Origin of the sequence: Acetobacterium wieringae (assembly GCF_001766835.1) — a bacterium.
GTDB classification, from domain to species: domain Bacteria; phylum Bacillota; class Clostridia; order Eubacteriales; family Eubacteriaceae; genus Acetobacterium; species Acetobacterium wieringae.
On sequence record NZ_LKEU01000040.1, the window covers coordinates 34,711 to 48,567 of the forward strand.

At 44.0% G+C, this 13,857-nt stretch carries 10 protein-coding genes; 1 reads left to right on the top strand and 9 read right to left on the bottom strand.

What is annotated here, in order from left to right; all coding sequences use genetic code 11:
• Positions 1 to 59: 59 nt before the first annotated feature.
• The 3 genes from ACWI_RS15445 to ACWI_RS15455 are packed head-to-tail and all read right to left on the bottom strand — an operon-like array spanning position 60 to position 3,287.
• The gene (locus ACWI_RS15445) at positions 60 to 572 is read right to left on the bottom strand and encodes a chemotaxis protein CheW (RefSeq protein WP_070372342.1); all 513 of its coding nucleotides are present in this window, start codon (positions 570 to 572) and stop codon (positions 60 to 62) included.
• A 27-nt stretch (positions 573 to 599) separates the two neighbouring features.
• Positions 600 to 2,678, bottom strand: a complete 2,079-nt coding sequence (locus ACWI_RS15450; RefSeq protein WP_070372343.1) for a chemotaxis protein CheA — start codon at positions 2,676 to 2,678, stop codon at positions 600 to 602.
• 12 nt (positions 2,679 to 2,690) lie between these two features.
• Complete coding sequence (locus ACWI_RS15455) at positions 2,691 to 3,287, bottom strand: TetR/AcrR family transcriptional regulator (RefSeq protein ID WP_070372344.1); 597 nt, start codon at positions 3,285 to 3,287, stop codon at positions 2,691 to 2,693.
• A gap of 254 nt (positions 3,288 to 3,541) precedes the next feature.
• On the opposite strand from ACWI_RS15455, the gene ACWI_RS15460 reads away from it, so the two are divergent.
• On the top strand, positions 3,542 to 5,164 hold the full coding sequence (locus ACWI_RS15460) for an NAD(P)/FAD-dependent oxidoreductase (RefSeq protein ID WP_070372345.1): 1,623 nt from the start codon (positions 3,542 to 3,544) through the stop codon (positions 5,162 to 5,164).
• Between the two features lie 114 nt (positions 5,165 to 5,278).
• On the opposite strand, the gene ACWI_RS15465 is transcribed toward ACWI_RS15460, so the two are convergent.
• The 6 genes from ACWI_RS15465 to ACWI_RS15490 all read right to left on the bottom strand — a co-directional run bounded on the left by ACWI_RS15465 (position 5,279) and on the right by ACWI_RS15490 (position 13,816).
• A complete protein-coding gene (locus tag ACWI_RS15465; RefSeq protein WP_070372346.1) occupies positions 5,279 to 5,746 on the bottom strand; it encodes a flavodoxin family protein in 468 nt (155 codons plus the stop codon).
• 259 nt (positions 5,747 to 6,005) lie between these two features.
• Positions 6,006 to 8,144: a clostripain-related cysteine peptidase gene (locus tag ACWI_RS15470; RefSeq protein ID WP_070372347.1), complete on the bottom strand. Its 2,139-nt coding sequence runs from the start codon at positions 8,142 to 8,144 to the stop codon at positions 6,006 to 6,008.
• Positions 8,145 to 8,459: 315 nt separating this feature from the next.
• On the bottom strand, positions 8,460 to 10,130 hold the full coding sequence (locus tag ACWI_RS15475) for a formate--tetrahydrofolate ligase (protein ID WP_070372348.1): 1,671 nt from the start codon (positions 10,128 to 10,130) through the stop codon (positions 8,460 to 8,462).
• Between the two features lie 547 nt (positions 10,131 to 10,677).
• Positions 10,678 to 12,036 carry an MFS transporter gene (locus ACWI_RS15480; RefSeq protein WP_070372349.1) on the bottom strand — a complete coding sequence of 453 codons (1,359 nt, stop codon included), beginning with the start codon at positions 12,034 to 12,036 and terminating at the stop codon, positions 10,678 to 10,680.
• A gap of 155 nt (positions 12,037 to 12,191) precedes the next feature.
• Positions 12,192 to 13,172: a uroporphyrinogen decarboxylase family protein gene (locus ACWI_RS15485; protein ID WP_070372350.1), complete on the bottom strand. Its 981-nt coding sequence runs from the start codon at positions 13,170 to 13,172 to the stop codon at positions 12,192 to 12,194.
• Between the two features lie 14 nt (positions 13,173 to 13,186).
• Positions 13,187 to 13,816 carry a corrinoid protein gene (locus ACWI_RS15490; protein ID WP_070372351.1) on the bottom strand — a complete coding sequence of 210 codons (630 nt, stop codon included), beginning with the start codon at positions 13,814 to 13,816 and terminating at the stop codon, positions 13,187 to 13,189.
• Positions 13,817 to 13,857 lie beyond the last annotated feature (41 nt).

Consider the following 13,857-nt stretch of genomic DNA (forward strand, 5'->3'; position numbering starts at 1 on the left):
ATTTCTAAATAATTCCATTACGTATATCCTCCATCAACGTTTTTTTGTATTCATTTAAATTAATATCCGATTTCCCGATCGGGGTTTTCCCCTTCATCATCAGTCAGCAGTTTGTGGCAGTCAAGAATCAGCTTAACTGAGGTTCCTACCTTACCAATCCCTTTTACAAATTGGCGGCTGTCGCTTTCATCCAGATCGGGATGGGGAACAATTTCCTCGGCTGGAATCGCCACCACTTCAGTCACTCCATCGACAATCAATCCGACCGTAATATCTGCAATCTCAACCACAATCACGCAGGTACGCTCATCGTAGCTACGAGCCGGTTTGCCAAACCGGAGTCGGACATCCACTACCGGAATGATCTGCCCCCGGAGACTCATAATTCCTTTTACGTATTCAGGCAGTTCCGGCACCTCGGTTATTTTTTGAATTCCGATTATTTCTGTAACATAAGTAATTTCAAGTCCATAGGCCTCAGTATCCAAGTTAAAGGTTAAATACTTCCCTTCTTCGGTTTCATCATCCTCTGCCATTTCAAGATCATCAAATTCATCATACACTTCCGCCATCGTTTCGCCTCCTTTGTGCTGCAGCTGTTAATTGTTAAGCCGTTTTTGATCGACCAGGCCATTGACATCCAAAATCAGACTGATGTTGCCGTCCCCCAGTAGCGTGCAACCGGCCAGCCCCTCAATTTTTTTCATCCGCTGAATATACTTTGGCAGCGTTTTTACTACCACTTGTTGCTCACCCAATAATTCATCCGCAAAAAGACAGGTGGTCTTGTTTTCCCCCTCTAACATGATTAAAATGCCCTCATCAATTTGAGTTGCCCCTTTTTTTACCTTATAACGGTCTTTGAGCCGTAAAATCGGATAACACTGACCCCGGATCATAATCATCTCATTATCATCGGTATCCCGAAAAACCGCCTGGGCCTTGGGGATAAAGGATTCTTTTATCGCCATAATCGGCAACGTGTAACAGGTTTCCCCCACCCGGATATTCATTCCTTCAATGATAGCCAGGGTCAGCGGAATTTTTAACGTGATGGTGGTTCCCCGACCTTCCACACTTTCCACCAGAATAGTGCCACCAACTGATTCAATGTTTTTAGCCACCACATCCATACCGACTCCCCGACCGGAAAACTCGGTTACCGCTTCTTTGGTGGAAAATCCCGGCAAAAAAATCAGGTTGAAAACTTCGGTGTCAGTCATCGTAGCAGCTTCCTCGCCAACTAAACCATTTTCAAACGCTTTTTTAAGAATCCCTTCCCGACTTAAGCCCTTCCCGTCATCCCGGATAATGATCAGCACCTCACCGCCAGCGTTTTTTGCTTCCAAAGTGATGGTGCCAGCCCGGGGTTTACCCTGGCTGATGCGGGTCTCTGCCACTTCAATCCCATGATCGGCAGAATTTCTAACTATGTGCATCAGCGGATCGCCGATCTGTTCAATGATATTCTTATCCACCTCGGTTTCTTCACCCATAATATTTAGAGTAATATCTTTGCCCAGCTTTTTGCTGATATCCCGAACAATCCGATTCATCTTAAAAAAAGTGGGTCCCAGTGGTACCATTCGGATGGACATAACCATATCCTGGAGTTCGTTCGTGATCTTCCTTAACTGTCGGGCGGATTTATTAAAATTGTCGAGAACCAATCCCTTGAGATCCGGATTTTGGGTGACCATGGCTTCAGAAATAACCATCTCACCCACCAGATTCATCAGTTTATCCAGTTTTTCCACACTTACCGAAATCATACTTTGACCATAGCCACCATTGGAAATTGGGGTTTCTTTAGTCGGGGGCTGTTCCGCCGCCATTTTTTTTAGCTGGGGAACGATAATTGCTTCATCCGAGACCAGATTACTTATCTCTTCCCGGATTTCCTGAAATTCATTGAGTTCGGTGATCTCAATTTCCTCAATGAAGGCCATGGTATGAAAAAAAGCCTCCAGTTTATCTCGGGATTCCGGAGTTTTAATCTCCAAGACAAAACCATCCCGCTTAATGATCTCGACACAATCCGGATCATTGATGACGTCCTCCGGGATGCACTTAAAGTTTTCTGTGATTTCTTTTAAATTATGAACCACTGTGAAAGCCCTGATATTTTCCATCCCACAATTTTCGACAAACCGAAGCATCACCTGATAGGTTTTCGGGACACTGATTTTTGCCGTTTTATTGGAGCTGATATAATATTTTTCCTTCACCGGTTCGTTATTGACGACTTTAGAATCCGTCAGGTTGTTATTTTCTTTAAGCAAGACCAGATGTGCTTTAATCTTCTCTATCAAAATTTCCGGATTTCCATCAGCTTCAGCCCCATTTTTTATTTTTTCCAACTCCTGTTTCATAAAGTCAATACCTTCAAAGACCAAGTCTGACAGGGTTGAAACATCGATATACTGAGGCTTTTCTTCCCGAATAAAGTAAAACATATCTTCGGTGGTATGCGCCAGCACAGACATATTGTTAATCAGCATCATCGCCGCCGAGCTTTTTATCGTATGCATAATCCGGAATATTTCATTAATGGTATCACTGGGGTACCTGCCCAGGGCCTCGGTTTTTATCACCGACTGTTCCATTTGTTCCAATTGCTGGGAGGTTTCAAAAATAAAAACTTCCTGCATTGGGTCATTGATATATTGCTCTGCCAATCGGTTCCCTCCTTAGATTTTGTTTTCGATAAAGCCGCTTATAATTGTGTCGACCATTTCGGCAGTTTTTTCTTTAATTGAAAAACAATACCTTTCCATTCGCCATTTCAGACAAATTTCCTTGCTGCCGCCGGTGAGAATATTTTCCAGTAGAACTGGATCCATATGTGCGCCAATGAGATTCTGATCTTTGGCCGCTTGAATTGTTTTGATGATAAAATCTGCCCGTTTATAAATGATTGCACTAACCTTTTCCGCCAACTCCTCATCGCACATCAGGCTATCATAAGCTTGAATCACCACCGTAATTTCCGGATAGTTCTGATAATATTCGGCATAGGCATTATAGAAATAGCGAATCGCTTCCAGTGGTGAGAAGTTTTTTTTAACACAGGTTTCAATGATGGCATCATCATACTGAGAAAAATGATCCACTACCGCCAGCATAATATCGGTTTTGGTCTTAAAATGCCGAAACAGCGTTCCTTCCGAGACACCTTCCTGATTAGCTATCATTTTTGTCGACAAATTCTGAAGCCCCACCTCATTTAGCGTTTGAATCGTTGAAACGATAATACTTTCACGCCTTTTAATCAGTGATTTTTGCATGGCGTTCCTCCTAACGGAGTGATTACTTACTCCTATTTGAATTATACCCTTTTCCTCTTAATTGTCAACTTCTTCTGTGAAGTTCTTAGGGTTCTTTTGTGAATTTTAATCGAATTCTTTCACCCATCCCTATCTCCCTTCACCGTTGACAATCTCGTTTTCGATTGATCACCACTTAGCCACTTTTTATGTTTTTGACTTTGACAAAAGCCATGTTATAATATTTTTTATCTATTACACAACAGGAGGATCGGATGATTCGAATTCCCAATCTCAAACTCGAGATTCAGCAAGCTAAAAACAATGGGGCCGAAAAAGAGGCCTTAAGAGGCGCTATTCTGTCTAAACTAAAAATTAATCCCAAAGATTTAATCACTTTTAAAATATTTAAAAAATCCATTGATGCCCGCAAGAAAAGTGCTATCGTGTATATCTATACAGTTGATGCCCGCCTAAAAAATGAGGTGGCTGTTCTAAAAAAGGGTAGTAAATCCGGTATTATTCCCAGTCCCGATTTATCCTATCAACCAGTCTCACCGGGAAATATTTTACTAAACCACCGACCGGTCATTATCGGCATGGGTCCTGCCGGTCTTTTTGCCGGTCTGATTCTGTCCCGCTCCGGTTACGCCCCCATTATTCTTGAACGGGGTGACGATGTCGATCACCGAAGCATCAAAATTGACACCTTCTGGCAAACAGGTGCGCTTGATCCAGAGAGTAATGTTCAGTTCGGTGAAGGCGGGGCCGGAACCTTTTCTGATGGCAAACTGACTACCCTGATTAACGATCCCCGTTGTCGCAGCATCCTTGAAGCGTTTATTGCCGCTGGTGCTCCTGAAGAAATCCTTTATCTCAGTAAACCCCATATCGGCACCGATCTGCTGCGAGAAACGGTGAAAACCCTGCGTCAGACAATTATCGATAATGGCGGCGAAGTCCGGTTCCGCTCCCAGGTCACCGACTTCCTGATCGAAAACGGTCGTCTGACCGGATTGATTATCAATGATCACAATCAACTCGACTGCCAGGTAGCGTTGATGGGAATCGGACATAGCGCCCGGGATACCTTTGAAACGCTTTATAAGCGGGGTATCACGATGACTCCCAAAGCCTTTTCCATCGGAGTGCGGATTGAACACCCCCAAAGGCTAATCGACACTGCTCAATACGGATCTGCTGCCGGATCTGCTGGCCTGGGAGCAGCCGACTACAAGCTTTCCTATCATTCCCCTAACGGACGATCGGCCTACACCTTTTGCATGTGTCCCGGGGGGTATGTGGTGGCCGCTGCATCAGAACCCAACAGCGTCGTCACCAATGGCATGAGCGAACATCGACGTGATGGTCAAAATGCCAATGCTGCCCTACTGGTCGGGGTACAGCCTGAAGATTTCGGTGATGACCACTCCCTGGCTGGGGTTGCCTTTCAACGCCACTGGGAGGGTCGGGCTTTTGCGCTGGGCGGCCAGAACTATCACGCCCCAGCTCAACTGGTGGGCGATTTTCTGGCCGATCGACCCAGTAGCCAATGGGGTCAAGTTAAACCAACTTATACCCCGGGTCTCAAATTGACTCAGTTAAAAGACTGTCTGCCGGATTATGTGGTAGCCACCTTAAAAGAGGCACTAATTCACTTTGACAAAAAGATCACTGGCTTTGCCATGGCCGACAGCATTATGACTGGAGTTGAAACCCGAAGCTCTTCACCGGTTCGAATCAACCGCAACGAAAACCATCTGTCTAACATCTCCGGACTCTACCCGATGGGTGAAGGTGCCGGTTACGCTGGTGGAATCATGTCTTCAGCGGTGGATGGCGTTAAAACTGCTGAACAAATTATTCAGGTCTATGCCCAACTTACCCCTAAAAAATAGTTTAACCACCTTTCGCTTTTCTAATAACACCGCAAAAGAGCTCCTGAAGATTTTCTTCAGGAGCTCTTTTGCGACAAGTTACTTTCGTATTTTTAGATCGAATCCGGGTTGTGCTTAAACTGCTTTGCAAATTTCAGCGATTAAGTTGGCAATCTCTTCATCGCGTTTTTTATTCTTCCAGCTGACAATAAATGATTTTTCCACTCTGCCACCTTTTAATTCCACCACTGACTTAATCTGCCGATTTGCCTTGGTTCCGCCAGTAAATTTGGATGCCAGCTGTTTCGTCACAAAACTGAATACTCTTTTCCCCTCCAGGGATGAAACCTGTTCCAAGTATTCTTTCATCACCCCTGCCAATGAAAAGGCCCAAACCGGACTGGCAAAGATTACCACGTCGTAAGGGGTTACATCCGGTTTGCTGGTAAATACAATCGGCGGTTTAACGCCGGGATCATCATTTTCCGGAACGATTCGCTGAATTTCAGCATCCAGACCTTTTTTTACCAGAGCCGATCTCAACTTGTCGGCGACTGAAAAGGTATTGTTGGTTTTAGAAAAGACAATAATACCAATCTTCATTTCATGCTCTCCATTTTCTTTAGAATGTGGTTATGTTTAGAATACTAACAAAGCTCATGCATTTTTGGTCATTTATAGTTCTCTTGTTGACACTAAGGTACCTCATTTTATCATTTTTTTCAAGTCTTTTCGTAAATCTGACCACAAATTTTTCAAAATTATGGCAACTTTTTCGTTAACTGCTCTAAAAAGCAGCCTGAGACCAGATGCTTTTCTCAGACTGCTTTGATTAATTACACAACTTCGTCATCGATTATTTTCATTGATTAAAATAGATCTCGCCATTGGCATCCACCGTAAAAATTTCAAAATCAGTATAGAGCGAGCTGCCAAAAATGTCATCAATCTGGAAAGAATAATAGTAGTCGCCCACGGCCAATGGTTCTTCATAGATCACCGGATCATTGTTAAACGTATATGCCTCGCCTTCGTAAACACCCTCTTCATCGGTTTTCATACTATAAGAATAATACACCGGCGTGATCAGATCACCTTTTTTTAGCTTGGTAATTTCTTTCGCCGACTGACCCGTGACCGCATCGATGCCATCCCAGGCTCCGATAATTGTGATGGTATAATTGCCATCGCTGGCAAAGTCAATTTTTATTCGTAAGTTGGTTTCCACCCCATTTAACATCACCGGCGAAGTATAGATATTGTAGGTATCACCCTGCTCAACAATATAGGTGGCCAAGGGTTGTCCATCCGGCAGTGAAACCCAGTAACCGTTGAAATTATCTTCAAACTTACCGGTATTCCAATCGGCGGTGATGTTGTCATCCAGACCCAGTTCGATCAAGGTCTCCCCATCTCCGGCATCCATAAACACATCACAATATACAGCATCTACATAATCCAGGGTATCAGCTGAAATGGTAAAGCCGTACATGCCATTGGCATTAATGGCGGGCTGTGATGAAAAGGAAACCGCACTTTCGTCTTCACTAAAATTATAAGCCTCGGTGTCCGTCTGATCCAGGTCAGACCAATACTCAGATCCGGCTGCTTCATTATAGCCACTGCTCCAGTAGAGCGAGTTTTCCCCAAACCAGTCGGTATCGCTATACCCTCCGAAATCACCATTGGTGTCACTACCATAGGCCATTTTATCAACAAAGGACATATAATAGGGACTGACACAGATATCTTTAAAAATTGACAATTCCTCAGAACCCTGAATCGCCAGCGGATAATAAATCGCCAAGCCGTGAGAATCAGCCTTATCACTGCCGTTTTTCATGTAAACCACGCAGTCCTGAAGGGCCGCCAACGCCTGATCAGCACCTGCGACATTTCCGGTAAGGTTTTTTAATACCGAACCCAGGTCAACCATATTGGTATAGCCTTCAGACTTGTTGTTACCACCATAGTTTTGGGCTGTCGTGATCCCTTTGATCATTTTGGAAAGAACATCGGTATTCGTGGTGGCGTTATACATTTCTTTTGCCACATCATTAAAGGCATACACCAGTTCATCGATTTTGGACAGGTCAATACAGGACAGGGTCGCCTCATTCTGACTGTCAATGGCAACACATGCTGCATAAAACGAATCCACGATCACCTTGCCCAGCTCAGCACCACTGGCAGCCGGATTGCTGCTGATAAAACTGCCCATGGCAGTATAATCCCAACCATAGCCGGGTTCCAGTTCTTCTGATGCCACCATATAGCGGGCATGAGGTGCCAGCATATTGCCCGTTTCCACCGTTCCCATTAAACAGGCATCAAAGCCGATGAATTCAAAGCTATCCGTCATATTCGAATAAACCGAAGTCAGTGCGTTTTCCACTTCCAGCAGGGAAAGACTGTCGCTTTCATTCTGCTCATCAAAGCACACCCCAGTGATGCTGCCGCCCCCGTGATTCCAAAAAATCAGCCCCATTTTTTCAGCCGGATAAGCCGATACCCCCCAGTTCAGAAATTCTGCCAGAGTTTGGGCGCTACCCATATTGGCACCATCCTCCTCTTGTATCTGCTCCATATTCTGGTTTTCAATTACAAATCGCTGGGTCAATGAATCATCCACCAGATCATTATCCCAGGCATTGGCCCCGCCGGTCTGAACCACAAATTTTATCTGATCCGACTGGGTAGCATCTATCATTTCCTGGAGATCCATCGTAGCCAGACCACTTTCGCTTTCCAAATCTGAACCACACATATAAACAAAAATAGTCCAGGTTCCGCTCGCACCCATTTTTTTTGTCTCACTTCGGGTCAACCGTTGAATTGTCAGATCCCCACTGGAACTGACCTGCATATCCGTACTTCGGTTCAGTGATGTATCCAGGCCACTGTTTTTGTGGGTACCAACGCTTCCGCCATCATCTGAGCAAGCTGTTAATGACAGCACCATGGCAAAAACGATCAGAAATGCCATCAATCTTTTTTTCATGTTCAACCTCCAGGTTAAATGATTTTACTGGTAATTTCATGTCTTAACCATCAACGGTTAAACCCACAGCCGACAATCATTGCTGCAAAGGCTTTAACCACAATGGATTTTTACATAATACTGACTCATATTATACGCTTCCCGGATTGAATCGCAAAGAAATTTCGCACCTAAAATCACTTTTTCACGATAACTTTATAAAAAAACACAGACGCACATTGAAGTGGTCTGTGTTTTAAATGGTTTAGGGAACAAACGGTCACCCGCTCCAATCAGAAAGACATTTAATGAACGGAATCCGGAATTTCAAAATGATCAGGATAAACCGATGATTTCCCCATCTTCGGTAATATCCATGCCATTGGCAGCGGGTACCTTGGGCAAACCCGGCATCGTCATAATGGCACCGGTGATCACCACCACAAATCCAGCTCCTGCTGACAGACGCACTTCTTTTACATGGATATTGAAATCCTGGGGAGCGCCCAACAGGGTTTGATCATCAGAGAAAGAATATTGGGTTTTAGCCATACAAACTGGCAGGTGGTCAAATCCCAAAGCAACAATTTCATCCAATTGTTTTTTTGCTTCCGGCTCGAATTCTACCCCATCAGCCCGGTAGATTTCTTTGGCAATGGTTTCAATTTTCTGCTCAATTGGCAGTTCCAGTGAGTAAAGTGGTTGATATTGAGACTCACCCTGATCACAAAGCTTAACCACTTCATGGGCCAGTTCTTCGCCGCCTTTGCCACCCTGAGAAAATACATCCGAGAGGATTACCTTGACATTTTTATTTTCACATGCTTTTTTAACTGCCTCAAATTCAGCTTCGGTATCCGTCGGGAATTTATTCAAGGCAACCACAACCGGCACTTTAAACTTTTGCAAATTTTCCAGATGTTGAATCAGGTTAGCGCTGCCAGATTCCACCGCTGCCACGTTTTCGGTTGAAAGCTCTGTCTTGACCACGCCACCATTCATTTTAAGTGCCCGGACAGTAGCAACGATCACTACGGCATTGGGTTTTAAATCAGCATAACGGCATTTTATGTCAAAGAATTTTTCGGCCCCCAGGTCAGCACCAAATCCGGCTTCGGTTACTACATAATCGGCCAATTTCAAGGCTGTTCGGGTAGCCAGCACCGAGTTGCAGCCATGGGCAATATTGGCAAAGGGACCACCATGAATGAAAGCCGGGGTGTTTTCCAGAGTCTGAACCAGATTCGGTTTGATGGCGTCTTTGAGTAACAAAGCCATCGCCCCGGTAGCTTCCAGGTCATCAGCAGTCACAGCTTTGCCTTCGATGTTGTAAGCCACAATCATCCGACCCAGCCGCTCTTTAAGATCGGTAAGACTGGAGGCCAGACAGAGAATTGCCATTATTTCTGACGCAACGGTAATGTCATAACCGGTTTCCCGTTCCACCCCATTGGCACGGCTACCTTGACCAACAGTGATCATTCGCAACGCCCGATCATTCATATCTACAACTCGACGCCAGACAATCCGGTCGAGATCGATATTTAACAGATTTCCCTGATGAAGATGATTGTCCAGTAGCGCCGCCAATAAACTATGGGCTGCGGTAATCGCATGGAAGTCGCCGGTGAAATGGAGGTTGATATCATCCATCGGTACAACCTGGGCATAGCCGCCACCAGCAGCGCCACCTTTGACCCCAAAGCATGGTCCCAGCGAAGGTTCTCTCAAAGTGGTGATGGTTTTTTTACCAATATAATTCAGGGCCATGGAAAGACCGACGTTGGTGGTGGTTTTTCCTTCACCAGCCGGGGTGGGGTTAATGGCGGTGACCAGAATCAGCTTACCATCTGGTTTGTCCTGATTGTCTTTCAACACTGACAAGGATACCTTGGCTTTGTGATTACCATAAAGTTCCAAGTCATCTCCGGTGATCCCCAATTTTTCAGCCACCTGTGCAATCGGTTGCAATTTAGCTTCCTGTGCGATCTGTACATCTGTTTTCATCTTGTCTTTCTCCTTTTAAAATAATTTTGTTATTCTCAGAGTCTCTTTTTTAAATCTGACCCACACGCCAGAATTATTTTTTGCAAACATCCTGTGCACATGTATATACAGATTTTTCATAGATTACCATCTTTTATCCTTGATGTCAATATTTTTCTATTTTGGAACAATTTATTATCTTTACTTGTTTGTTATTTCTCAAACAAAGTTATGTCGTGAAAATTTTTGTTATTATTTTAACGTTTTTATGTGATTTCATCCGTAATAACAGCTATTTTTTATACTTTATATATTTTTACAAATCTTTCCCCTTGTTTTCTGCAAACGTATAAAAAAAAGCCCTGAACAGCTTCACTATTCAAGGCTCCTTAAAATTCATTCGTAAAATCGCTTTTTTTATCGTTCTGCTTTTGTCACTTTTATAACAAAAACATTCGCGATTGATAATATTGTTTGGGTTAACACCGAAACTTTTTTGGTAATTGATAAAAAAACGCCGTATCTTACTTCCTAAAACTTAAAATATTTTTTTAATATTTCTGTTTTTTTAACTCTCTGCCAGTACTTTTTTGTCAGCCTGATCTTTTTCCATATCTTTGAGTTTTCTCGACAAGATCACAAAAACCACCAAACCAAAGATCATTACCAGCGCCGGATATAAACAAAATCCGTTTTTAATTGCCTGAATCAGTTCCGGTGTCGGCGCCATATCAGCCACATAACTGGCCGAAGCCAGGGCTGTGGTAATGATGACACTTTTAATAAAGTTTCCGACTTTAATGGGGGTAGTCAGTAGCGCCATGATAAAGCCACGAACATTTTTACCTGTGCGCCACTCGCCGTAGTCGACACAGGTAGCATACATCGCAACTACCAGAGCATCCGGTAAACCGTAACCAATAAAGGATAGTAACATAACAATTTTAAATGCCGTGGCACTCATCGGTACCAGCCAGGTAATCAACAATCCGGCAATGAAGATGCACAAAGCCCCAACATATGCCTTTCGGGGTCCGAATATTTTAGAAACGGTGGTCGCCAGAGTGGCCGAAAGCAGCATAACAACGGTCAGTCCAGTCATGAAAATCGCCATACCCGGGAGATCATTGAGTACATATTTAAAATAATAAAAGGCCAGACCAAGCACCACAAACTTGCCGACGTAGCGCCCCAGATCAATCAACAATAAACCGATCAGCGGAGGGTTATGCAGCAATTGCTTGAGTATTTCAGGAATTGGCATGCTTTCTTTTTTCTCAGTAACCGGTGCAGTTCCCCGGAAAGCATATTCTTTTGTCAGAAAGAAAAATATCCAGTAACACAGAACCATAAATAAAGCAACCATAATAACCACCGTCGTGTAACCCATCGCCGGATCATTAAGCGCTTTGCTGATTTCCTGAATCGCCCGAACCCCAACATAAGAAAAAGTCAGAGAACCCAGAGCGTTGAAGATCCCCCGGTTGGCCGACATTTTAACCCGCTCGTCAACACGATCCGTTAGGGCACTGTTCATGGCAATGTGAGCAGAATAATACACGTCAAAGACCAAATGGCCAATAATAAAGCCAGCACAAGCGGTGATGGCATTGGTCATCGAGTCGCCGATTTTTAGAAATTGAACCACATAGAGTAACGCTGCCACTGGCGGACCAATCAGCAGCCATGATCGGAATTTACCCCACTTGAGATTACTTTTCTGGAGGATGATCCCGGCCACCGGCACCCAGATTAGATCAAAGATACTGGTAATCATAAGCACCGATCCGGCCAGCGCCACCGGCATCTTAACTGCATCGGTCAGGAAGGCCGAAAAAAACATTAATTCGACATAAATAAAAATCTGAAAACCAAACGAAGGCAGACCATAGAGATAAATAACACTTTTCTTTAACTTATCAGCCATTTCTGATTCCTTTCCAAATTGAAGAAATCGTCCCCAAAAGCGGCAATTATTTTTGGAACCTTATACCAAAATCCATTAATAATTCCTGCTATTTTCGGGGACGAATCTGTGACCCCTTCCATCAGGAAGTTACGGTCACTTAGTGATCATTTAGTTCAGAACATTTTTTCTGACATTTTGTCAATTTCTTGATTGATGGTTTCATAAACCCCTGGGAACGAATCAATCGGTAATCCTGAGGTCTGAGAGGGAATAAAATACAGTTTGCCATTTTCTTCACAGGTTTTTTTCACATATTCTGCTACAATTTCTGGGGTCCAATCAGGGAAATCAACCAAACCACTGTGAATGCCACCCATAAAGGTAATTTTGTCGCCGTATTCTTTAATCAGTTCAGGAATGTTATTGGTGTTCATTACACCCTGCCAGATATCGATACCCATTTCGATCATCGATGGCACCAGGTTTGCGGCATAGCTGTCACTGTGGTGAACAATCAGTTCAACGCCATTCTCTTTATAATAGCCATAGATTTTTTTGTAGGCCGGTTCAAAGAATTCTTTAAACATCGCTGGTGAAATAAAAGAATTGATCTGGCTGCCCCAGTCATCATGATGGAATACCGCATCAGGATGAAGATGATCGATAAATTCTTTAGCCAGTCGCAGTTCAAAATCAACCAGGAAATCAATCAACGCATGCATTTCTTCTGGTTCTTCGTAGTAAGCCATTAAGGCCTCTTCCATACTCATCAGGTAATGGATATGTTCAAACAGACCGGGCGCCACAAAAACAGTGACATACTGATCATTCCGATCAACCGCATTAGCCTCAGCAATCGCCGTCGCCCAAGCTTCTTCGGGATAATCAAGCTTCGGCGCTTTAACATAATCCCGCCATTTGGTGATATCCTTAACAACGATGTGCTCCTCATCATGAACCGGAAATGAGCCCAATTGGCCTTCCGGCCAGCTCAAGGTAACGCCCCATTCATTAACTATCGTACCACCGACCGGTGGTTTTAAACGACTGATCGGGGTTTTCATCATCAGGGCAAAGGGTTCATATTGTTTGACAAAGCGATCCGGATTTCCACCCTTCATTACTTCAACTAAATTTTGTCTTTTTGTTAACATTTTTCTCTCCTCTCCTATGCTGTTGCCAGTTCTTTGGCTTTTACCGCAGCACTACCGGCATCAGGAGCATATCCGTCAGCACCAACTTCAACGGCATATTCCGGCGTGACCGGAGCACCGCCAACAATCACTTTCATCTCCGGATAAGCAGCTTTAATGGTCTGTACTGCTTCTTTTAAGGCTGGCATGGTGGTGGTTAACAAACCGGAACAGGCCACCAGTTTGACATTGGCATTGTCTTTAACTGCTTGAACAAAGGTATCAGCAGGGACATCAACGCCCAGATCAACCATATCAAAACCAGCACTTTCGATCATCATCGAAACCAGATTTTTACCGATATCGTGAAGGTCACCGGCAACCGTACCGATGATGCAGGTACCCAGCGAGGCGGAACCATCACCAGCCATCAGTGGTTTTAATACTTCCACGCCTTTTGACATGGCTTTAGCAGCAATTAGCATTTCCGGGACAAAGATTTCGCCGGATGAGAATTTATCCCCAACGACGCCCATGGAATCAACCATGGCCTGGAGAATCTCACTTGGGGTGCTGCCTTCATCCAGTGCTTCCTGTACCAGTCCGGGAACCAGTTTCGATTTTCCAGCTTCGACTTTTGCTTTGACTTCTGCTATTTTTGACATGATTTATCTCCTTAAATTAAATTGTATATTCTAAACCGGAG